Origin of the sequence: Acidovorax sp. 100, assembly GCF_003688355.1 — a bacterium.
Taxonomy (GTDB): domain Bacteria; phylum Pseudomonadota; class Gammaproteobacteria; order Burkholderiales; family Burkholderiaceae_C; genus Acidovorax; species Acidovorax delafieldii.
The window spans coordinates 254878-276180 of sequence record NZ_REFD01000001.1 but is presented as its reverse complement, the minus strand read 5'-3'; the positions used below and the strand labels follow the sequence as shown (position 1 = coordinate 276180).

21 protein-coding genes and 1 riboswitch are annotated in these 21303 nt (G+C 67.4%); of the genes, 9 read left to right on the top strand and 12 right to left on the bottom strand.

What is annotated here, in order from left to right; genetic code table 11:
• Window positions 1-86: 86 nt before the first annotated feature.
• Both C8C96_RS01305 and C8C96_RS01300 read left to right on the top strand, forming a co-directional pair.
• Window positions 87-956 carry a PhaM family polyhydroxyalkanoate granule multifunctional regulatory protein gene (locus C8C96_RS01305; protein ID WP_056065419.1) on the top strand — a complete coding sequence of 290 codons (870 nt, stop codon included), beginning with the start codon at window positions 87-89 and terminating at the stop codon, window positions 954-956.
• Between the two features lie 78 nt (window positions 957-1034).
• On the top strand, window positions 1035-2369 hold the full coding sequence (locus tag C8C96_RS01300) for an FIST N-terminal domain-containing protein (protein WP_121943821.1): 1335 nt from the start codon (window positions 1035-1037) through the stop codon (window positions 2367-2369).
• A gap of 57 nt (window positions 2370-2426) precedes the next feature.
• On the opposite strand, the gene C8C96_RS01295 is transcribed toward C8C96_RS01300, so the two are convergent.
• Window positions 2427-3752: a hemolysin family protein gene (locus tag C8C96_RS01295; RefSeq protein WP_056065422.1), complete on the bottom strand. Its 1326-nt coding sequence runs from the start codon at window positions 3750-3752 to the stop codon at window positions 2427-2429.
• A gap of 80 nt (window positions 3753-3832) precedes the next feature.
• A complete protein-coding gene (locus C8C96_RS01290) occupies window positions 3833-5008 on the bottom strand; it encodes a rhodanese-like domain-containing protein (protein WP_121941176.1) in 1176 nt (391 codons plus the stop codon).
• 221 nt (window positions 5009-5229) lie between these two features.
• Here C8C96_RS01290 and C8C96_RS01285 point away from each other — a divergent pair, with 221 nt between their 5' ends.
• Together C8C96_RS01285 and C8C96_RS01280 are read left to right on the top strand one after the other, a co-directional pair.
• Window positions 5230-6444, top strand: a complete 1215-nt coding sequence (locus tag C8C96_RS01285) for a sulfite oxidase (protein WP_121941175.1) — start codon at window positions 5230-5232, stop codon at window positions 6442-6444.
• 1 nt (window position 6445) lies between these two features.
• The gene (locus C8C96_RS01280; protein ID WP_121941174.1) at window positions 6446-6784 is read left to right on the top strand and encodes a cytochrome c; all 339 of its coding nucleotides are present in this window, start codon (window positions 6446-6448) and stop codon (window positions 6782-6784) included.
• Between the two features lie 56 nt (window positions 6785-6840).
• Here the strand turns inward: C8C96_RS01280 and C8C96_RS01275 are convergent, their stop codons facing one another.
• Complete coding sequence (locus tag C8C96_RS01275; RefSeq protein ID WP_121941173.1) at window positions 6841-8160, bottom strand: D-amino acid dehydrogenase; 1320 nt, start codon at window positions 8158-8160, stop codon at window positions 6841-6843.
• 95 nt (window positions 8161-8255) lie between these two features.
• Window positions 8256-8367: riboswitch (glycine riboswitch) on the bottom strand.
• 228 nt (window positions 8368-8595) lie between these two features.
• On the opposite strand from C8C96_RS01275, the gene C8C96_RS01270 reads away from it, so the two are divergent.
• Window positions 8596-9378, top strand: coding sequence for a 2-keto-4-pentenoate hydratase (locus tag C8C96_RS01270; RefSeq protein ID WP_121941172.1), 783 nt, complete (start codon window positions 8596-8598; stop codon window positions 9376-9378).
• Between the two features lie 66 nt (window positions 9379-9444).
• On the opposite strand, the gene C8C96_RS01265 is transcribed toward C8C96_RS01270, so the two are convergent.
• The 7 genes from C8C96_RS01265 to C8C96_RS01235 form a co-directional block, all read right to left on the bottom strand.
• The gene (locus C8C96_RS01265; RefSeq protein WP_121941171.1) at window positions 9445-9900 is read right to left on the bottom strand and encodes a YXWGXW repeat-containing protein; all 456 of its coding nucleotides are present in this window, start codon (window positions 9898-9900) and stop codon (window positions 9445-9447) included.
• Between the two features lie 156 nt (window positions 9901-10056).
• Complete coding sequence (locus C8C96_RS01260) at window positions 10057-10509, bottom strand: YXWGXW repeat-containing protein (protein WP_056065441.1); 453 nt, start codon at window positions 10507-10509, stop codon at window positions 10057-10059.
• Window positions 10510-10711: 202 nt separating this feature from the next.
• Window positions 10712-11122 carry a hypothetical protein gene (locus tag C8C96_RS01255; protein ID WP_121941170.1) on the bottom strand — a complete coding sequence of 137 codons (411 nt, stop codon included), beginning with the start codon at window positions 11120-11122 and terminating at the stop codon, window positions 10712-10714.
• A complete protein-coding gene (locus tag C8C96_RS01250; RefSeq protein WP_121941169.1) occupies window positions 11119-12450 on the bottom strand; it encodes an AarF/ABC1/UbiB kinase family protein in 1332 nt (443 codons plus the stop codon). The genes C8C96_RS01255 and C8C96_RS01250 overlap by 4 nt, the downstream gene beginning before the upstream one ends.
• Complete coding sequence (locus C8C96_RS01245; RefSeq protein ID WP_121941168.1) at window positions 12437-13012, bottom strand: DUF2867 domain-containing protein; 576 nt, start codon at window positions 13010-13012, stop codon at window positions 12437-12439. The genes C8C96_RS01250 and C8C96_RS01245 overlap by 14 nt, the downstream gene beginning before the upstream one ends.
• On the bottom strand, window positions 13009-13902 hold the full coding sequence (locus tag C8C96_RS01240) for a TetR/AcrR family transcriptional regulator (RefSeq protein ID WP_121941167.1): 894 nt from the start codon (window positions 13900-13902) through the stop codon (window positions 13009-13011). Before C8C96_RS01240 ends, C8C96_RS01245 begins: the two co-directional genes overlap by 4 nt.
• 289 nt (window positions 13903-14191) lie before the next feature.
• A complete protein-coding gene (locus C8C96_RS01235; protein WP_099729114.1) occupies window positions 14192-14923 on the bottom strand; it encodes a helix-turn-helix transcriptional regulator in 732 nt (243 codons plus the stop codon).
• 133 nt (window positions 14924-15056) lie between these two features.
• Between C8C96_RS01235 and C8C96_RS01230 the strand changes: the two genes are divergently transcribed.
• Genes C8C96_RS01230 through C8C96_RS01220 form a run of 3 tightly spaced genes read left to right on the top strand, consistent with a single transcriptional unit; the run spans window position 15057 to window position 18446 of the window.
• Window positions 15057-15914 carry a hypothetical protein gene (locus C8C96_RS01230; protein ID WP_233584128.1) on the top strand — a complete coding sequence of 286 codons (858 nt, stop codon included), beginning with the start codon at window positions 15057-15059 and terminating at the stop codon, window positions 15912-15914.
• Between the two features lie 55 nt (window positions 15915-15969).
• Window positions 15970-17910: an MFS transporter gene (locus C8C96_RS01225; RefSeq protein ID WP_056747917.1), complete on the top strand. Its 1941-nt coding sequence runs from the start codon at window positions 15970-15972 to the stop codon at window positions 17908-17910.
• Window positions 17907-18446, top strand: a complete 540-nt coding sequence (locus tag C8C96_RS01220) for a hypothetical protein (protein WP_056747920.1) — start codon at window positions 17907-17909, stop codon at window positions 18444-18446. The genes C8C96_RS01225 and C8C96_RS01220 overlap by 4 nt, the downstream gene beginning before the upstream one ends.
• A 21-nt stretch (window positions 18447-18467) precedes the next feature.
• Here C8C96_RS01220 and C8C96_RS01215 read toward each other — a convergent pair whose 3' ends face one another.
• Together C8C96_RS01215 and C8C96_RS01210 are read right to left on the bottom strand one after the other, a co-directional pair.
• Window positions 18468-19466 (bottom strand): tripartite tricarboxylate transporter substrate binding protein, encoded by a 999-nt coding sequence (locus C8C96_RS01215; protein WP_121941165.1) that lies wholly within the window; start codon window positions 19464-19466, stop codon window positions 18468-18470.
• Window positions 19467-19588: 122 nt separating this feature from the next.
• Entirely contained in the window at window positions 19589-20605 is a 1017-nt protein-coding gene (locus C8C96_RS01210; protein WP_056172646.1) for a 1-aminocyclopropane-1-carboxylate deaminase, read from the bottom strand.
• Between the two features lie 162 nt (window positions 20606-20767).
• Here C8C96_RS01210 and C8C96_RS01205 point away from each other — a divergent pair, with 162 nt between their 5' ends.
• On the top strand, window positions 20768-21283 hold the full coding sequence (locus C8C96_RS01205) for an Lrp/AsnC family transcriptional regulator (protein WP_121941164.1): 516 nt from the start codon (window positions 20768-20770) through the stop codon (window positions 21281-21283).
• The last annotated feature ends 20 nt before the right edge of the window (window positions 21284-21303 follow it).

Here is a 21303-nt window from a genome sequence, read left to right as displayed (position 1 = left end):
CCTTCGCGGGCGCAACGCATTGGAGTAAGCTGTGACTCCTCAGAACCTTCAGCAGGTTCTCACGACCCACCTCTTGCGGAGCGGCCATGAGCGACACATCCAACTTCGGTTTCGGCAAATTCGTCCCCGGTTTTGATTTTCTGCAAAGCCTTGCCAAGGGGGCGTCCAGCAGCATTCCGCAGTTGCCCAACCTCAGCAATTGGGTGGCGCCCACCATCAGCGTCGAAGAGCTGGAAAAGCGCATCGACGAGCTCAAGGCCGTGCAGTTCTGGCTGGAGCAGAACTCGCGCGCGCTGGCCGCCACCATCCAGGCGCTGGAGGTGCAGAAGATGACCCTGGCCACGCTCAAGGGCATGAACTTCAGCATGGGCGATGTGGCAAACGCCTTCAAGCTCAAGACCGCCGACACGGTGATGAGCGGCGTGCAAAAAGCCGCTGACACGGTGACCGGCGCCGCCGAGGCCGTGGCGGGTGCTGCCGCCCGCGTGACCGGCCGCGCCAGCGCTGCCGACGAGCCCGAGGAGGAGCCCGCTGACACCGAGCCCGCCCCTCAACCCGCCAAAGGCAAAGCCAAGGGCAAGACAGCGGCGGCCGCCGAGCCTGCCGTGGTGGACCCGATGCAGTGGTGGGGCGCGCTCACGAGCCAGTTCCAGCAGATTGCCACCAATGCCATGAAGGACGCGGCCAAGCAGACTGCCATCGACACCACCAAAAACATGGCCACCGGCCTGGCCAAGGAAGCCCTCAAGACGGCGACCGGCATGGCCAGCCAGTTTGCCGCCAAGGGCATGCAGACCATGCAGGGCGGCGCCAAGCGCGCCGCCGCGTCATCAGCGGGCACTGCCAAAAAGGCCGCTGCCGCCAAGAAGCCCGCAGCCCGCAAAACCACCACGAAACCCGCCGCCACAAAGGCCGGCAGCACCCGCAGCCCTGCGGCACGCAAGCGAGCGGGCTGACGCCAAAGCGGGCCGGTGTGGCAGCCCGCAGATGGCGCAGCACTGCCCCACCCCCGCCCAGGCCTGGAGACCATCACCATGAAACTCTTCCCCACCGGCCATGCCACCCACCCGCAGTGGCGCATGGCCGCTGCGCTGGTACTGGCGCAGTTGCGCGCCCAGATGGCACTGCCTGACTACGCGTCGGCGCCCACCCTGGGCCTGCTGTACATCACCGACCACTATGCCAACGAGGCCCAGGCGCTGCTCGACTACCTGAGCAGCGAACTGCCCGAGGTGACCGACTGGAGCGGTACCGTGGGCGTGGGCGTGTCGGCCAACAATGCCGAATACTTTGACGAGCCCGCGCTGTCGGTCATGCTGCTCGATGTGCCGGCCGACCAGTACCGCGTGTTTTCTGGCGTGGCGCCGCTGCCCGCCCACGCGCCGCATGCCGGCGCAGGTTTTGTGGCCCACACAGCGCTGGTGCATGCCGACGGCCACACGCCGGAATTGGCCGAACTGCTGACCGAGATGGCCGCGCGCACTGACACCGGCTACCTGTTTGGCGGCCTCAGCGCCAGCCGCACCGCCAGCGTGCAGTTTGCCGTGGGCGGCGACGGCAACATGGCCGGGCAAGGCGGTGCCAGCGGCGTGTTTGACGGGGGCCTCTCGGGCGTGGCGTTTAGTGCGGGCGTGTCGCTGGTGTCGCGCGTCACGCAGGGCTGCCAGCCCGTGGGCGCGCTGCACACCATCACGGCCGCGCAGGAGAACGTGGTGCTTGCGCTGGATGGCGAGCCTGCGCTGGATGTGCTGCTCGATACGCTGCAGGTGTCGCTCGACGGTGGCGACCCGCAGCCTGCCCTGCGCAAGGTGCGCGCCACGCTGGCCGGGCTGGTCAGTGCGGGTGAGCAGCCACAGGGCCAGCGCCGCACGGGCCACTTTGGCACCGACACGCGTGTGCGCCATATCCTGGGGTTGGACGGCTCCCGCCGGGGTGTGGCCCTGGCCGACCATGTGGAGCCCGGCATGCACCTGGCGTTCTGCCAGCGCAACGTGGCGGCCGCGCGGGCGGACCTCATGCGCATCTGCGCCGAGATCCGCGAGGAACTATCGCCGGAGGAGCTGGAGCCCGCGCCCATGGTGGCGTCCGGCGCGCCAGGGGAACTGGCCGCTGCGCCGGGCGTTGCTGGACATGCTGGAGCGCAACCCCAGACGGGGCGGCGCATTTGCGGCGCGATCTATGTGAGCTGCTCGGGCCGGGGCGGGCCGCATTTTGGCGGGCCCAGCGCCGAGCTGCAGATCGTGCGCCATGCGCTGGGCGATGTGCCACTGGCCGGCTTTTTTGCGGGCGGCGAGATCGCCCACCACCATCTGTACGGCTACACCGGCGTGTTGACCGTGTTTGTGGACGGCGAGCCCTCGCCGCCCTGAGGTAGACGAGGGGAGGGGGCTGGCTGGCGCAGCAGCCCCTGCCATCGTCAACGCCGGTCAGCCCGCGCCGTTCTCGTCGGACTCGGCTTTTTCTTCGGGCGTCAGCCGCGTGGCCAGGATCTTGTCGATGGTCTTGCCATCCATGTCCACCACTTCCAGCTTCCAGTCTTCCCACTGCACCGTGTCGGTCACCTTGGGCAGACGGCCGGTCAGCAGCATGATCATGCCGCTGAGTGTGTGGTAGCGGCCGCGCTCTTCCTCGGGCACGGCGTCCAGGTTCAGGCGGTCCTTCAGCTCGGGCACGGGAATGTGGCCGTCCAGCAGCCAGCTGCCGTCCTCGCGCTGCAGCGCCCATGAGGTCTCGGGGTCCCGCGGCTGGAACTCGCCGGTGATGGCCTCGATGAGGTCCTGCAGCGTCACGATGCCCTGCACCTCGCCGTATTCGTCGATGACAAAGGCCATGTGCACGTCCGACAGGCGGAAGTTGTCCAGCAGCTCCATACCCGTGATGGTTTCGGGCACATACAGCGCCGTTTGCAGCGGCTGGTCGGCCAGGCCCCCACGCGCCTTGTCGCGCAGGGTGCGGGACAGCCACTGGCGCGCGTTGATCACCCCCAGGATGTTGTCCATGCCGCCGCGCACCACCGGGAAGCGCGCATGGTCGGACTCTTCAATGCACTGGAGGTTGTCTTCAAACGGGGCATCGATGTCCAGACACACCACATCCCCGCGCGGCACCATCAGCGAGCCGATCTGGCGGTCGTCCAGGCGGAACACGTTGCGCACCATGGTGTGCTCGTGCGACTCGATCACGCCGGCGGTGGTGCCTTCGACCAGCATGGCGTGGATCTCTTCTTCGGTCACCGGGCTGCCACTGGTTTCCTTCACACCCAACAGGCGCAGCAGCGTGCGTGTGGATGTGGACAGCAGCAGCACAAACGGCTTGGTGGCCAGCGCCAGAAAGTTGATGGGCCGTGCCACCAGGCGGGCAAAGGTCTCGGGGTACGACTGGCCGATGCGCTTGGGCACCAGTTCGCCCACCACGATGGAGAAGTACGTGATCAGCACCACCACCAGGCCCGTGGCCGCGTAGCCGCCGTAGGGCAGTGGCACCCCCAGACGCTCCAGCCACGAGGCCAGCGGCGCGGCCAGCGCGGCTTCGCCCACGATACCGTTGAGCACGCCGATCGACGTGATGCCGATCTGGATGGTGGAGAGGAAGCGCGTGGGGTCTTCGCCCAGCTTCACGGCCGCGGCGGCACCGCTATCGCCCTCATCAATCAGCTTTTGCAACCGGACTTTGCGGGCCGTGACCAGAGCGATCTCTGACATGGCAAACAGGCCGTTGAGACAGATGAGGGCGAACAGTATTGCTATTTCCATACAAAGGGCGCCTTGCGCGCCCTTGGGAGTTGAGAAGCGACCAATTGTAAGGACAGGGGCCAGAGGCCTTGCGCAGACTCCTAGCCACCTTCGGTTGGCAGGCCGGTTTCGTCCCATTCGGGCAACCCGCCGCGCAGCCAGTACACCGACTGGAAGCCCTTGGCGGAGGCTACCTTGGCGGCCTTGTAGGACTTCCAGCATTCGGCGCCATTGCACGCAAAAATCACCGGCTTGGCTCTGTCCAGCCCTTGGAGCTTGTCCAGCGCCTGAAAGTCATCCTGCGCGGCATTGAAGGCCACGTCCTTGAGGCTCTTTTCCACATATGCAGCGAACACGGCCCCGCGGATGCGCTTGGTCTTGAATTCCTTTTCGGTGCGGGTGTCCACCAGCGTGGCGCCCTGCGCCAGCAGGGTCTGGGCCTCGCGCGCGGTGACACGGTTGACCCCAGGCAGGCTGGTGGGCGTGAACAGCCCCAGCTCGGCCACGCGGCGGTATTCCACCGCCTCCGGGCGCACGGAGACTGGCGGCAGGCCGCTGGCGGAGGACGACGCGTTGAACCACTGGGCCAGCTTGTTGCGCGCATCCGCCGGCAGGTCTTTTTTCACCACGATGGAGAACCCCCCCGGAACGGGCTGCGACGTGGCCAGCACCCGCGCGATGCCGGGGTGCGCCGCAGACCATTCGGCCCAGTCGTCCTCGCGCACCACGGTGGCATCGGCCGTGCCCAGGGTCAGGGCGGTGAGGCCCGCCTGGGGAAATTTTTCGTATTGCACGGCGCGCAGGTCCTGGAACGACAGCCCTGCCTCGTTCAGCATGCCGCGCGCCATGTAGGTATAGACCGAGTCCTGCTGGGGCAGGTAGAGCCTGCGGCCCTTCATCGCAGGCATTGCCGCCAACTGCTGCAGCCCGACCAGCAGGTATCTGTCTGATTTTTGCGTTGCGCCCACCAGTTCGTAGCCGCGTTGCAACGCAGACGCTGCCACCTGGGCAGGGCCAATGAAGATGTCATAGCCCGCGCTGCGGGTGGCGCGCATCACGTCGGCCATATCGTCGCTGGTCGTCAGTGCCACCGACTGGCCCGCGGCTTTCGATAAGCCCGATTCGGCAGCGGTGCGCAGGATGGAATGCGCCGCCTTGCGGGCGGTGGGTTCCACGGCCACGATGGCCGTCAGCTGGGCCTGTGCTGCGCTGCAACCCAGCCATAGGACAAGTAGCAGTCCCAGCGGGCCTCGGGTCGGTTTTCTGGTGGTGTTCATTGCGCTGCTCCTCTCCCCAAAACAAAGCGCGAATATGCCCACGCCCCCCGCACCTGCGTACGAATGTTTCCGATCTTTTGTTCTTGTTACTTCTGCTAACGACGCCGTGCGTGCGGCAGGAGGAGCGGCCGCACAGAATGCGGGCTGACCCGATCCCCCGTCCCCGCCCAATGGCGAGGGGCCACAAGGTTTTGTCCACCCCACTATTTGGAGACGTTTCCATGAAAGACTCGATGACCCTGCCGCGCCGCCACATGTTGGCCGGAAGTGCTGCTGCCCTGAGCGCGCTGGGCCTGGCCGGATGGACGGGCAGTGCGCGGGCCCAGCAGGCCGCAGCCTCTGCGGCCAAGCCGCTGCCCGCTTATGCGGGTTGGAAGTCGCCGGATGCGTTGATCGTGCACAGCAGCAGCACGCTGGAGACGCGCCGCTCCGCGTTCGGCACCAGCGTCATCACGCCGTCCAACCAGCTGTACGTGCGCAACAACCTGCCTGCGCCTGACGCGGCCATCCTGGACAACCGCGACGCGTGGACGGTGTCCGTCGAAGGGGTCAAGAGCCCGCGCAGCCTGACGCTGGCGGAGCTCAAGACGCTGGGCGTGGAGACCGTGGCCACCGTGCTGCAGTGCTCGGGCAATGGCCGGGGCTTTTTCCCCAGCAAGCCCAGCGGCACCCCCTGGTCGGTGGGCGCTGCCGGTTGTGTGGTCTGGAGCGGTGTGCCGCTGCGCAACGTGGTGGCCGCCCTGGGCGGGCTGGCCGATGGTGCCGCCTACCTGACCGGCACGGGGGGCGAGAAGCTGCCCGAAGGTGTGGACCCGCTGTCGGTACTGGTGGAGCGCTCGGTGCCCGTGAAGGCGATGGACGACGCCCTGCTGGCCTGGGAGATGAATGGCGAGCCGCTGTCGCTGGCGCATGGTGGCCCGCTGCGGCTGGTGGTGCCCGGCTACCAGGGCGTGAACAACATCAAGTACGTCAAGCGCGTTGCGTTTACCAGCGCACAGTCGCAGGCGCGCATCATGTCGCACGGCTACCGCATGTCGCCGCCCGGCAGCAAGGCCAGCCCCGACCAGCCTTCGGTGTGGGAGATGGGCGTGAAGTCGTGGATCAACGGCCCCTTGCCCGACAAGGGGGCACTCAAGCCCGGACAGGTGCAGGTGCATGGCGTGGCCTTTGGCGGCACGCGCGGCATCAAGGGCGTGGAGGTGTCGGCCGATGGCGGCAAGACCTGGTTGGCGGCCAAGCTCATCGGCCCCGACCTGGGCCCCTTTGCCTGGCGGCAGTTTGCGCTGCCCCTGCGCCTGGAGGCGGGCACCCATGTGCTGGCCAGCCGCGCCACCGACACGGCAGGCAATGTGCAGGCCGAGCAGCGCGAGGAAAACCTGGGTGGCTACAACAACGCCAGCTGGCGCGACCACGCTGTCACCGTGACCGTGGCCTGACATGGGTGGATTGAACCGAGCGCGCCGCCTTGCCGTGGTGGTGTGGGCCGCTGGCGCCTGTGCGTCAGCCTGGGCTGCCGACCCGGCCGAACTGGCGCGCGGCAAGGAGCTGTTCACCAAGATCCAGCCCGCCTGCGCCGTATGCCACACGCTGCAGGCCGCCGGTGCCGAGGGCCAGGTAGGCCCGGTGCTGGATGAGCTGAAACCCGACGCGGGCCGTGTGCTGCGCGCGCTCAAGGCGGGCATTGGTGTGATGCCGTCCTATGCAGAACGCATGAGCGAGAAGGACATGCAGGCCGTGGCGCAGTTCGTGGCACACGCCACAGGCGCCGCCAAGTAGGCGCAGCCTCTCGCGGCGGTTGCAGCAGCCTTGCCTCGCTGCAACCGCGCGCTGCTTCAGGCTGCCGTGCGCGACGGCACCAGCGCCGCCCCGGCTGCGCGCCCCTTCAAGCCCTGGAACGCAAAGTCCACCTCGGGCACGCGGCCGCTCACGATGTCGGCCAACGCCTTGCCCGAGCCGCAGGCGTGCGTCCAGCCCAGCGTGCCGTGGCCGGTGTTGAGGAACAGGTTGCCCACTTTCGTCTTGCCGATCAGTGGCACATTGCTGGGCGTGGCGGGGCGCAGGCCGCTCCAGAACTGCGCCTGGGTGGTGTCGCCCGCGCCGGGGAAGAGCTGCTCCACACGCCGCACGATGGCCTCGCAGCGCACCTGGTTCAGGTGGCGGTCGTAGCCGTTCAGCTCGGCCGTGCCTGCAATGCGCAGGCGATCACCGCCGCGTTCGCTGGTGTAGCGCGAGAACACGAGCTTGAACTCGTCGTCTGTCAGGCTCACCTGGTGCGCCTTGCTGGCGTCCTTGACCGGCATGGTCACCGAGTAGCCCTTGGCCGGGTAGATGGGCAGCTGGATGCCCAGCGGCTGCGCCATCAGCGGGCTGAACGAGCCCATGGCCAGCACAAACGCATCGCCGCGCACGCGCTCGAAGCGGCCTTCGGCATTGGTCACTTCCACGTGGTCGATGCGGCCGCCTGCCTCGCGCAGCGCGGTGATGTGGTGGCCCATGCGGAACTGCACGCCCGCCGCTTCACACAGCTTGGCCAGCTCGCGTGTGAACTGGTTGGCGTCGCCGGATTCGTCCTCGGCCGTGTAGGTGGCGCCGGCGAGCTGCGGGCGGATGTGGGCCAGGGCGGGCTCGATGCGCACGGCCTCGTCGGCGCTGATGACTTGGCGCTCGCAGCCGAGTTGGCGCATTTGCTCGGCAGGGGCCAGCGCGCCGTCGAATTCTTTTTGGTTGGTATAGAAGTGCAGGATGCCCTGCGTGCGCTGGTCATACTGGATGCCGGTGGCCGCGCGCAGCTGCTGCAGTGTGTCGCGGCTGTAGGTGCCCAGGCGCACGATCTGTTCGATGTTGTGGCGCGTGCGCGCGGGGGTGCAGTTGCGCAGGAACGACAGGCCCCACAGCCATTGCCGCATGTCGGCGCGCAGGCGGAACAGCAGGGGGGCGTCTTCTTTGCCCAGCCACTGCAGCACCTTGAGCGGCGCACTGGGGTTGGCCCAGGGTTCGGCGTGGCTCACCGAGATCTGGCCGCCGTTGGCAAAGCTGGTCTCGGCACCGGGCGCACCCTGGCGGTCGATGACGGTCACCTCGTGGCCGAGTTGCGAAAGGAAATAAGCCGAAGTCACGCCGAGCAAGCCGGCACCCAAAACGATCACGCGCATGATTTTCAAAGCCTTTCTGGGCTCTGGCGCTAGAACAACATGCGCTGGCAGCTATGAATTCAATAGCGTGCAGCTGGCGCATGAATGCCCTAGCTGCCGCTCCCCCTGTCCTTGGTACCTGAGAGATTCACCGCCACCCACCCGGGCTGCGGCTTGCTCCTTCGGTGCGCTTCGCGTTGCGCGAGGCGGCTCTCCAGACGGCTTTGATGAATGGTGCAGTACGGGACCTGAGCGTGTATGGGAGTTTGCGCCTTCGGTGCAGCGGCGGCCTGTGGCTGCCGTGCTCTCCTGCGAGGCCGATTCTAGGGGCCAAGCCTGCGCGCAAGATCGACTCCGGCTGCTAATGGGTCGCAATCGTTGCTGATGCAGCGGGGCGGGGCCGCTGGTGAAGGTGCCGATAATCCGCCGACCCCTTGTCCCACTGAGAGTTTTGCCATGCCCCCCGCCACTTTGGACCCTGTCGCCAGCGCCGCCGTCATCACCCAGGCCCGGGAGGGGCGCACCCCCCGCCCGCTGGACTTTCCCGCAGGGCTTCGCCCACGCGATGCCGCCGAGGCCTACGCGGTGCAGGACGCCGTGGTGCGTGCGCGCGGGGAGATCGCAGGCTGGAAGGTCGGCGCCGCGTCGCCCCAGGCGCAACCCGCGCGGGCCGCTCTCACGCGCGATTCGGTGTGGGCGGCTGCAGCGGGTGAGGCGGTTGCTCTGTCTGCAGCGGGTTTTGCCGTGATGGGCGTGGAGGCGGAGCTGGTGTACGAACTGGGGGCCGACCTGCCCGCCCGCGCCACCCCCTACAGCGCCGCCGAGGTGCTGGCGGCGGTGGTGTCGGTGCGCGCCGCCATTGAGGTGTGCGACACGCGCTTTGCTGCCTGGGCGCAACAGGGCGAGTGGAGCCGTCTGGCCGACCAGGCCTGCCATGGGGCACTGATCGTGGGGGCTGGGGTGACCGATGTCGCTGCCGTGCAGCCCCTGGCGCAAGCGGTGACCTTGTCGGTGAACGGGGCAGTGGCCGTGCAGCATGCCACCTGGGGCAATCCGGCGGGCGACCCGCTGCGGCTGCTGGTGTGGCTGGCCAACGAAGGCGCGCGCAGCCTGGGCGGGCTGCGCGCGGGGCAGTGGGTCACCACGGGGTCGTGCACTGGCACCGTGCTGGTGGCGCCAGGTACTGAAGTGGTGGCGGACTTTCCGGGGCTCGGTCAGGCTGTGTTGTTGCTGCGGTAGCAGTGTTCGCTGCTACCGCGGGGATGGGGCCCGCTCAGCGCCCTGGTCGCGGCGGGAGTTGCTCCCTCAATTGCGGCGCGGGTTGTCCGGCTGGCTGTCACGGCGGTTGGGCACACCGTCGCCATCGCGGTCCCGGTCGTTGCGGTTGGAGATGCCGTCACCGTCGCGGTCCCAGCCACCGCGTTGCATCTCCCACCGGCCTTCGCGTTCGATCCACTGGGGCTGGCGATATTGGTAACCGTTGCGCGCCTGAACCCAGTGGCCGCGCACCCAGTGGTGGCGGTTGCCACGCCATTCCCAGTGGCCTTCTTCCCATACCTGGCCTCGGCGAGGGCGGGGCATCGCTTCATTGCGCGGAGGTGGCGGCGCAGGAATCACCTGGTAGGTGGGCGCAGTCTGGTAGCCGCGCTCGGGCTGGCCGGACTGAATGATGACGGTGCCCTGGGTGGCGGCCTGCGCAGGAGCGAAGGCCAAAAACGCCATAAGCGCGAGGGATGCTGTGGTGAGCGGGTGGCGGGCCATGAGTGTCTCCTGTGGGTGGTTCGATGCGGAACCGGGTGTGTCGATGGTGCACGGGTACCTTGCACCGCGCTGTAGGCGCGAGGCCGCCCCTGGCGTAGGCGCAGGGGGGCGCTCTGGGGCTGGCCTGCGCGCTACCGCAGGCGGCCGCCCCTCGGCTTAACGGCGGTACGGGTTGTCCGGGCGATGGTCGTAGCGGTTGGGCACGCCATCACCATCGCGATCCCTGTCATGGCGGTTGGGCACACCATCGCCATCACGGTCCCAGCCCCCGGGCTGCATGTTCCACCGGCCGCCGTGTTCGACCCAGCGGGGCTCGCGGTAGTGGTAGCCGGGGCGGGCCTTCACCCAGTAGCCCTGCATCCACACATGGCGGTGGCCGCGCCACTCCCAGTGGCCGGGCACCCACACCATGCCGCGGCGCGGGTGGGGTGCCACCTCGTAGCGGGGTGGGGGAGGTGCCTGGTACTGCACGAGTACCGGGGCGGGTTGCCGGTAGACGGGTGTACCAGCCTGGATGACAACGGTGGCGCTGGTCTGCGCCTGCGCCGCGCTCGCGGCGCCCAGCGACAGCAGGGCGATGGACACAGCGGCAAGTGCTTTGCGGGCCATAAGGTTCTCCTCAGATGTGATTCCTTGCGGAACCGGAGACTTCATGGTGCGCACGCTGCGTCAAGCCGGTGTAGGCCAATTGCGAAGCTTTGTGAAGTTGTGTTGCCGACTTCGGAGGCAAACGGTTGCCGTGTGATTTTTGTCACGCCTGCTCAGGCATTCGGCGTCGGCGTCTCCATTCACCCGCCCGCGATGGCTTGCTTCAGCGCCACCACACCAGCGTCGCAATCACCAGCAACGCGCACCACGCCGGGTGTCTGCCATGCGTGGCAAAGAACACCAGCACGCCACTGGCCAGGGTGGCAATGCCCACCGCGTCGGCGGCCCAGGCGCCCAGGGCCGCGTCCCAAGGTGCGGTGCCCAGGCGCCAGAGCAGGGCGCTCAGTGCCCAGCACAGCACCGAGGCCACATGCCAGGTGCCCCACAGGATGCGCAGGTGCGGGGTGTGCAGCAACTGCTGCGCCGTGCCAACCTCCGCGCGCCCCGCCGTCTGGCGGACCTGCGTGCGCAGCCTGCGAAACAGCAGAAGTTCTCCCAGCACCGAATGTGCCACCCCCACCAGGGTCAGCCCGGCGGCTGCCAGGGTCAGCGCGGTGTTCGCGGTGTTTGTCATGGGTGAACGGCCAGTGCCTTGTGGGCGCGGGTGTGCACCCGGGCACCCAGCTGCGTCAGCAGGTGCATCAGCCCCATCCACATGCGCTCGAACGCGGGCATCTCGCCGGGGATCTGGGCGAGGTGCTGCCCCAGCACGCGCTGGTGCTGGCTGGGGGTGATGGGCGGCGGTGTCTTGGTGCCAAAGTCAAACACCGGCTGGGTGAAGGGCTCGATCTGCCAGGCCTGCATCTCGGCCAGCGCGGGGGCGAGTTCGGTGGTGTAGGCCTGCACGGTCAGGTCCTTGCGCAAGAGCCCCAGCGCCTGGTAGGCCTGCAGCACCTGCGCGTTGCGCGCGGGGTCGGCGGGAGCGCGCAGCAGGGCCGACCACGCCTGCACCACCTGCGCCCGGAATGCGCTGGGCAGGGCACGCGTGCAGCCAAAGTCGAGCACGCCGACCGTGCCATCGGGCGCGAACAGAAAGTTGCCCGGGTGCGGGTCGGCATGTACCCGCCCCAGCACAAAAATGCAGTGCATGAACCAGTCCCACAGGTGCTGCCCAGCCTGGTCGCGCAGCGCCTGCGATGGCTGTGTGGTCAGCCAGGCCTGCAGCGGCTGGCCGGGCAGAAATTGCTGAGTGAGCACCTGGGCCCGCGTGTGCGAGAGCAGGGGCTGCGCCATCACCACGCCTGGCCTGGCCGCGTGCTGGGCGAACCACTGCATTTGTTCAGCCTCCTGCAGGTAGTCCACCTCGCGCAGCAGCGTGGCCTCGATCTCGGTCATCACGCTGTCCAGTACGGCATCCGCAGGCAAAGGCATGTCGGTGTGGGCCAGCGCGCGCAGCGCGGCGCGCATCAGTTGCATGTCGCTCGCAATGGTGGCGGCAATGCCGGGGTACTGCACCTTGACAGCCACCGTGCCGTGGCCGGCCAGCTGTGCGCGGTGCACCTGGCCCAGGCTGGCGGCGGCAAACGCAGTGGGTTCAAAGTGGTCGAACAGCGCCTCTGGCTCCTGCCCGAACGCCTGGCGGAACACGCGGCCCACCAGGGCTCGGTTGAGCGGCGGGGCCTGGTGGTGGGCGCGAGCCAGTTCGCTGCGCACGCCGTCGGGCAGCAGGCCCGGGTGCATGCTGAGCAGCTGTGACACCTTGAGCGCCGAGCCGCGCAGCTGCCCCAGCGCACCAAACAGGATGCGGCCCAGTGCTGCCTCGTGCTCGGTCTGCGCCTGGGCCGAGCGCTTGCGCGTGCGGTGCGAGAGCTCGGCCATGCCGATGCGCGCTGCCGCCAGCCCCGTGATGGCACTGCGGGCCAGCTTGCCGGTGCGGGGCGCTTCCGCCTCAGTTTTGGCCATGGTCTGCCAGGCGCTGCGCCGTGCCGCGCGCTATGACACGGTGGATCGGCGTGATCACCGCCATGTAGGCATGGCCGAGTGTGTTGTGGATGTGCACCACCGTGCTCAGCACCACGCGGGGCGTGGCGCCAGGGGCGGCGGGCTGTTTGCAGATGGACACCTGCACGTCCAGGTGTTTGTCGTCCTGGCCCATCACCACCTCGGTGTCGCTCAGATGCCGGATGCGGAAGATGCCGACGCGGTCGCCGACGCGGTAACTGCGCGCGTCGCGCAGAGGCCGGCCACTGGCGGGTGGATGGTCATCGTGCAGCTGGCCCAGGTCCTTCAGCCCCACCAGGCGCACGGCCTTGTTGCGCACGAACATGAGGGCGCGGGTCCATGCCGGGGTGCGGGCCGCCACGTCCAGCCACGACTGCAGGGCAGAGCGTGTGGGGTGCCGGTCGGCCACCTCGTAGGCATCAAAAAAATCTGCGCCCGGCAGTGTGGCGTGGATGGCGGTGCCGGGCGGCACTTGTGTGGCGCGCGCGGTGGTGGGCGCGGCGAGGGCAGGGATCGCATTCATGGAGCGCTCTTTTTCTTGCGGGGCGTGGCTTTGGGCTGGGCGGCCGGTGCCTCGGTGGGGGGCGTGGCAGCGCGGGGCTTGCGCTGCGTGCGAGGGGGCTGCGAAGGCGTGGTGGCCGGGCTTGCGGCGGCGGCTGCCATGGGAGCAGGTGCCCGGGCCGTGGGGGCGCTGGCCATGGCCTGCTGGGCCATGTGCAGCATGCCCATCAAGCCGCTGCCGTGTTGCATCATGCGGGCCATCTGGCTGCGCAGCACAAAGCCGCCCAGTTGCAGCACGCGGTTGACCAGCCCGCCGCGCAGCGCCTGCACCAGCACGCCCAGCGACAGGTCCACCAGCTGCGTGGTGTCGGCAAATTCGTCGGAGGTGTCCGCCAGCCAGTAGCTCACCACACCCGCCAGGTAGTCGGTGTAGAGGCTGCCCGCCAGGCCCTTGAAGTCGCAGGGCTCGATCTCGCCGCTGGCCTCGGCGGCTTCCAGAAAGCTGGCCACCGCATCGCGCAGGCTTTGGCGCGCTGCCAGCGGCTCGGCCAGCATCGACAGCGGCGAGCGCCGGGCCAGGCCGCGCACCTGGGCCACGAACTCGCGGTCGGCCAGCAGGCGCTCCAGCACGGCATCGGTCAGGCGCTGCAGCTTTTCTTGCAGGCCGTAGCCCGCAAAGCCCGGCGTCTGCAGCGTGTCGGCCAGCGCCTGGTGGGCCACGTCGTCCAGGTAGCCCAGCACTATGCGGTCCTTGGTCGGAAAGTATTTGTAGATCGTGGCGTCGCCGATGCCGGCGGCCCGCGCGATGTCTTTCATCGTCGTGCCGTCAAAGCCCTGGCGGGTCATGAGATCCACCGCGCTGGCCACGATCTGGCGGCGCGTGGCGTCTTGCTGCTGGCGTGTGGTTTTCATTTGACTATTATTAAATTGGTTGAATTTGCAATTTAAAGAATAGTTATTTCTGTTTGTGGCGTCAAGCTACCTCTTGCCGGGCGCAAGGAGGGTTTTTGAGGCGTTTTTAACCTCAGGCGCAGGTATTTCATGCGCTGATAGCTATCAAAAGGATAGTGATTGGAGGCTGGTTCATAGCACTGCGGCCAGTCCCCGCACCTGTGAGGCGGCCGCTGCGCTCAACCAGGGGCAGAAGTGGGCTGGCAGCGACGGCTGCCGCTTGCAGGGGCCCGCGAAATCGACGACAGGCTTACCGCCGCATGCTGGCAAACGCCTCGAACTCCCAGCTGCGCATCGCCAGCAGCAGGGTGTAGCCCTCGCGCTCGCGGTCGGGCAGCTTCTGGTCGGCCAGGTGCTGCTGGGCAAAGTCCTGCGCCACGCGCTGCATGCGCTCCATGAAGGCGGGCGCCAGACTGCGGCTGATGTTGCCGTGCACCAGCAGCACGCCTTCGCCCAGTCCGTCAAAGCCGCCCGCAAAGTAGTCCAGCAGCGCATGGTCGCGGAAGTAGTTCATCACCGGGCCATGTGGGCGCCAGCGGAAGGTCTTGGCCAGCTTGAGGCGGTAGCGGTTGAGCGGCCGCAGCTCGATGATGCCGATGCGGTCCAGCTGCGCCAGGTACTTGATGCCTTCGGCCTCGGTCAGGCGGTAGTAGCCGGTCACCTGCTCCAGCGTCCACTGGCTCAGCACACAGATCGCCATCAGCAGCAGCTTCTTGTCCGCCACCACGGCCTTTTCCTGCTCGTGGGTCAGCTCTTTCAGCAAGGGCTGCTCGTCGGCCACGCGCCGCGCCAGGTCGGCAAAGTCCAGCGCCAGCGCGCGGCAGATGGCGTCGATGCGCGACAGCGGCATGTCGCCCTTGGCCAGCATGCGCTTGACGCTGGACTCGGCCATGCCCAGCGCCTGCGCCAGGTCGGCGTAGGTCATCTGCGCGGTCTTGAGTTCTTTTTTGAGGGCGGTGACGAGGTCGGCGGTCGTGCTCATGGTGTGGGGGCTCCTGGGTATCGATTATCAATACCCGAAGGTGCGTGGGTGGCCCCTTGCGCGACTTTTTGGGGCGACCGGTGGCGCCGCTGCCCACACTGCGCGGCATCGTTCACTTTCTACGGTGTGTGTAATGTCTTCTTCCCCTATGACTCCCCCTCGTGCGCGCGGCCTGGCAGCGCTGTCGCGACTGTCGGATGCCGAAACCGGCCTGGTGCTGGGCGCGGCTGCGCTGCCCGCCAGTGCGCACCAGCGTGACTTTGCCGACCTGCGCACGCTGTGGGGCATCCCTTGTGCGCTGGATGTGTTGAGCAACTTGGCCTTTGCCTTGGCAGGTGCATGGGGTTGGTGGGAGCTGCGCCGTGTGCCGCCGGGCGCGCTGGACGCCACCTCCCGTGCGCTGGCAGCGCTGTTCTTTGGTGGGCTGCTATGCACTGCCGCAGGCTCGGCGCTGTACCACTGGCAACCGCAGGACGCAGGCTTGCTGTGGGACCGTCTGGGCATGGTCCTGCCCTTTGCGGGGCTGCTGGGTCTGGCGGCTGCCACCCGGGTGAGCGCGCGGGCGGGCGTGGCCGCCGCTGGCACCGTGCTGCTGGCCGGGCCGATGGCGGTTTGGGTCTGGGTGCACACAGGCAACCTGTTGCCCTGGGCCGTGGTGCAACTGGGCGGTCTGCTGGTGGTGCTGGTGCTGGCATGCCTTCCACGCCGGGTCGATGGCCTGGCGCTGCACCTGGGCGTGGTGGTGCTGTTGTACGCCCTGGCCAAGCTGCTGGAGACGGCAGACCACTCGGTGTTCGAGGCCACGGGCGGATGGGTGTCAGGCCACAGCCTCAAACATGTGCTGGCGGCGGGCGCGGCCTGGCCGGTGCTGGCGGCACTGGGGTCGCTGGTGGCTTTGCGCCACAGTGACGCGGCGGCGATGCCGCTGGTCATGCCGTCCGGGCAGAATGGCGCCCACGCCGTGGGTGTCGCCCGCAGATCCGGCGCATGAAGCGCAGGTCCGGAAAATTCCAACAAGCCAACCCATCGGAAACGAGGAGAAACGCATGAGCCCCGACACCGCCTCCACCAGCGTGGCCCCAGCGCCCACGCACGAGGACCCGAACCAGTTTGCCTTGCTGCGCCAGCGGCGGTTTGCGCCATTCTTCTGGACCCAGTTCTCTGGGGCGGCCAACGACAACCTTTTCAAGTTCGCCTTCACGGTGATGGTGACCTACCAGCTCAGTGTGGACTGGCTGCCGCCGGCCATGGCGGGGCTGGTGATCGGCGCCCTGTTCATCCTGCCGTTCTTGCTGTTCTCGGCCACTTCGGGCCAGCTGACCGACAAGTACGACAAGACGAAGATGATCCGCTTCGTGAAGAACCTGGAGATCGCCATCATGCTGGTGGCGGCCGTGGGTTTCATCGCGGGCAATATCCCCATCCTGCTGCTGTGCACCTTCTTGATGGGCGTGCACTCCACGCTGTTCGGGCCGGTCAAGTTTGCCTACATGCCCCAGGTGCTCAACGAGCGTGAGCTGACGGGCGGCAACGGCATGGTCGAGATGGGCACGTTTGTGGCCATCCTGCTGGGCAATGTGGCGGGTGGACTGCTGGTGGCCATCCCGGGCATCGGCCACACCACGGTGGCCGTGGCCTGTGTGGTGGCTGCACTGGTCGGGCGTGCGGTGGCGCAGTTCATCCCCTCGGTGCCGGCCACCGATCCGGGCCTGACCATCAACTGGAATCCCTTCACCGAAACCTGGCGCAACCTCAAGCTGGCGCACGAGAACATTGTGGTGTTCCGCTCGCTGCTGGGCATCAGCTGGATGTGGTTCTTCGGCGCGGTGTTCCTGAGCCAGTTCCCCAGCCTGGCCAAGAACGTGCTGCATGGCAACGAGCAGGTGGCGTCGCTGCTGCTGGTGGTGTTCTCCATCGGCATTGGTGTGGGCTCGCTGCTGTGCGAGGTGCTCTCGCGCCGACACGTCGAGATCGGCCTGGTGCCGCTTGGCGCCATCGGCATGAGCGTGTTCTCCATCGACCTGTACTTCGCGTCGCGCAGCCTGCCGGCGTCCGAGATCATGGGCCTGGCCGCCTTCATGGCCCAGGGCGCGCACTGGCGCGTGATGCTCGACCTGGCGCTGCTCAGCCTGTTTGCGGGCCTGTACAGCGTGCCCATGTATGCACTGATCCAGATGCGCAGCCAGCCCACGCACCGTGCGCGCATCATCGCGGCCAACAACATCCTGAACGCACTGTTCATGATCGGCAGCTCGCTCATCGCCGGCGCTTTGCTGGGCGCGGGTTTCACGGTGCCGCAGATTTTCCTGTTCACCGGCCTGGCCAACGCCGTGGTGGCGTTCTATATCTTCATGCTGGTGCCCGAGTACCTGCTGCGCTTCGTCGCCTGGGTGTCTTCGCGGTTCGTGTACCGCTTCAAGGTGCAAGGCGACGAGAACCTGCCGTCCACCGGTGCGGCCATCCTGGCGTGCAACCACGTGAGCTTTGTGGATGCGGTGCTGCTCATGGCGGCCAGCCCGCGCCCCATCTACTTTGTCATGGACCACCGCATCTTCCGCGTGCCCGTGCTGGGTTGGCTGTTCCGCCTGGCCAAGGCCATCCCGATTGCGCCTTACAAGGAAGACCCGAAGACCTACGAAGCGGCTTTCGACCGCGCGGCCCAGGTGTTGCGCGAAGGCGACCTGCTGGCCATCTTTCCTGAAGGTGGAATAACCAAGGACGGGCAGTTGCAGGAGTTCAAGGGCGGCATCATGAAGATCATCGAGCGGGCGACGGCCGAGGGCGTCGAGGCCCCGGTGATCCCCATGGCGCTGACCAACCTGTGGGGCTCGTACTTCAGCCGCATTGAAAAGGGTGGCGCCATGGTGCGGCCGTTTCGCCGGGGGTTCTACAGCCGGGTGGGGCTGAATGTGGGCCGTCCTGTAGCATCTCAGGCCGTGCAGCCCGCGCTGCTGCGCAGCCAGGTGGCAGACCTGTTGCAGACATGAGCACGGCAGACGTTGCCATCGCGGCTGTGCCGGCAGCGGACCCCGGCGGATTGACAGATCGCATCCTGGATTTTCTGCGCAGCATCGGCCTTGCGGTCTGCGAGGCCGAGGTGCCAGACGACAGCTTTCTGCCTGGCCTCCGCATCGAGCGGGGCGGGCTGCGCGTGGACCGGGCGCGGTTGCGCTGGCCCGGTGACCTGCTGCACGAGGCTGGCCACCTGGCGGTGGTGCCTGCCGCACAGCGCCCCACCCTGGACGATGCACTGCAGGACCTGCCCGCAGTGCCCCATGGTGGTGAGATCGAGGCCACCGCCTGGGCGTGGGCCGCGCTGTGCCACCTGGGGATGGATTCCGCGGTGCTGTTTCACGACGGCGGATACCACGGACGGTCCGCCGGGCTGCGCACCGCTTTCGAGCTGGGGGTGTACCTGGGGGCTTCGGGGCTGGCTGCTGCGGGGCTCACCCTGCTGCCTGCGCAGCAGGTGCCTGGCGGTCCAGATGCCTATCCCCACATGCTGACCTGGCTGCGGGACTGAGGCGCCGGAAGAGCGCTGCGTTCACTCCGCACGAATTTGCGCCCGTTGCGCAATCGCCCGCATGCGTGGCAGCTCGTCCTCGATCTGCGCCAGCACGGCATCGCCCGTGGCGTAAGACGGCTCCAGCCCTGCGGCGATGAGCTTGCTGCGGATTTCGGCGTCCGCCAGGGTCTCGGCCAGGGCCTTGTGCAATTTGGCCTTCGCCTCGGCGGGCAGTCCGCGCGGCGCGACCACGGCCAGCCAGGAATCGGCCGAGAACCCCGGGAAGCCACTTTCTGCCACCGTGGGCACGTCGGGCAGCTGCGTGGCCCGCGTGGCGCCCGTGACGGCGATGGCCTTGATCTTGCCCGCCTTGAGCTGTGGCAGCGCTGCCGCCACGGTGTCGATGGTGAAGGGGAGCTGCCCGCCCATCAGGTCTGCCATGGCGGGGGCGCTGCCCCGGTAAGGCACGTGCATCAGCTTGATGCCCGCGGCCGACCAGGTCAGCTCGGCTGCGAAATGCCCCGTGGTTCCGTTGCCAAACGAGCCGTAGGAGAACTTGTCGGGCGTGCGCTGAACGGCAGCGATCAGCTGCCGGAGGTTGTTGACCGGCACATCGCGGTGTGCCAGCAGAATCAGGGGCACACGGGCGACGAGGCCGACGGGCTCGTAGCTTTTGACGGGGTCGTAGGGCAGCTTGGCGTTCAGCGCGGGGTTTACGGTGAAGGTGGAGCCGGAGCTGATCAGCAGCGTGTAGCCATCGGCAGGCGCATTGGCCACATACGCCGCGCCCACCACGGTGCCCGCGCCCGCCTTGTTCTCCACCACGATGGGCTGGCCCAGGCGGTCGCCCAGCTTCTTGCTGATGGTGCGGCCCACGATGTCCACGGCGCCCCCCGGCGGAAAGGGCACGACCAACTGCACCGGCTTGGCGGGATAGCCGTCGGCATGGGCGAGCCGCCACGTGCCGAGTCCCAGCCCCGCGGCGGCTGCCGCCACGAGGATCACGCTACGCCGACTGACAAGCTGCAAGCACTTCATGGGGACTCCTTGGGACGGGGAAGCGGGTGGGCCCGGCCTAGCGGCCAGGGCACTTTCGAACAGGCGCTCAGATCAACGACAGCCCGGCCAGCTGCTCCAGCCGTTGCTGCTCCGTGGACGCATCAGCCGTTGCGAAAAAGAAAGCTGTAGGCGTTCAACGCCGGCACCCCTCCCAGGTGCGCATAGAGCACGCGGGAGCCTTCGGGGAATTCGCCCTTGCGCACCATGTCGATCATTCCGTGCATGGACTTGCCTTCGTACACCGGGTCGGTCAGCATGCCCTCCTGGCGCGCACACAGGCGAATCGCTTCGAGCGTGCCCTCGTTGGGCAGGCCGTACTCGGGGCCGCCGTAGCGGGTATCCAGGACCACGTCCTCGGCCGTGATCTCCTGGCCCAGCTCCACCAGCTTGGCGGTGTTCTGCGCGATGCGCAGCACCTGGGCATGGGTCTTTTCGGGCTTGGCCGAGGCGTCGATGCCGATCACCTTGCGCGCCCGGCCGTCGGCCGCAAAGCCCACCACCATGCCCGCCTGCGTGCTGCCCGTGACCGAGCACACGACGATGTAGTCGAACTGAAAGCCCAGCTCCTTCTCTTGCTGGCGCACCTCCTCGGCAAAGCCCACAAAGCCCAGGCCACCGTACGGATGCTCGGAGCAGCCTGCGGGGATGGGGAAGGGCTTGCCACCGGCCTTCTTCACGTCTTCCATGGCCTGCTCCCAGCTGGGGCGGATGCCGATGTCAAAGCCCGCTGCGTCCAGGCGTACGTCGGCGCCCATGATGCGGCTCATCTCGATGTTGCCCACGCGGTCGTACACAGCGTCGGAGTAGTTGACCCAGTTCTCTTGCACCAACACACACTTCATGCCCAGGTGTGCAGCCACGGCGGCCACCTGGCGCGTCTGGTTGGACTGGATGCCGCCGATGGAGACCAGCGTGTCGTAGCCGCCTGCGATGGCCTCGGGGATCAGGTATTCGAGCTTGCGCGTCTTGTTGCCGCCGAAGGCGAGGCCCGAGTTGCAGTCCTCGCGCTTGGCGTACAGGTGCACCTTGCCGCCGAGGTGGGCCGACAGGCGCGGCAGCGCCGTGATGGGAGAGGGGCCGAAGGTGAGCGGGTGGCGGGCAAATTTTTGCAGGTTCATGGCGGTGTTCCGGTCGATGAAGAGGAGGCGCAAGCGGGGGGGCTTGCAGTGCCTTCATCGTAGAAAAACACGCGCGTCAAGTGGTTGCAAAATTTTCCAAAATTTCAGTGTTTAAGGTTAATGGATCAGAATATGAGCGGTAAATATTTCTCTGGGTGACCTATGAGCGCAACAAAAGTTCGTACCAAGAATGCGCCGCTGGCTGATGTCTCGGCCGAGCTGGACCGCACCGACAAAGCCATCCTGCGTCAGCTGCAGCGTGATGCGTCGTTGTCCAACGTCGCGCTGGCCGAGAAGGTGCATCTGAGCCCGCCCGCCTGCCTGCGCAGGGTGGAGCGCCTCAGGCGCCTGGGACTCATCGACAAGGTGGTGGCGCTGCTCAACCCCCAGGCGGTGGGTGCGGGCATGCTGGTGATGATTGGGGTGGTGCTGGACCGCTCCACGCCCGAGTCGTTTGCCGAGTTTGAAAAGGCGGCTGCCAAGGTATCCGGCTGCATGGAATGCCATGTGGTCACCGGCGAGTTCGACTACTTCATGCTGGTGCGCACGCGCGACAACGACAGTTTCAACCGCCTGCATGCCGAGCAGCTGCTTTACCTGCCGGGGGTGCGGCAGGTCCGCTCGTTCATGGTGCTGCGCAACGTGCTCTCGACCACCGAGTTGCCGCTGGCGGTGTAGCGGCCTGCGTCCGACCGACC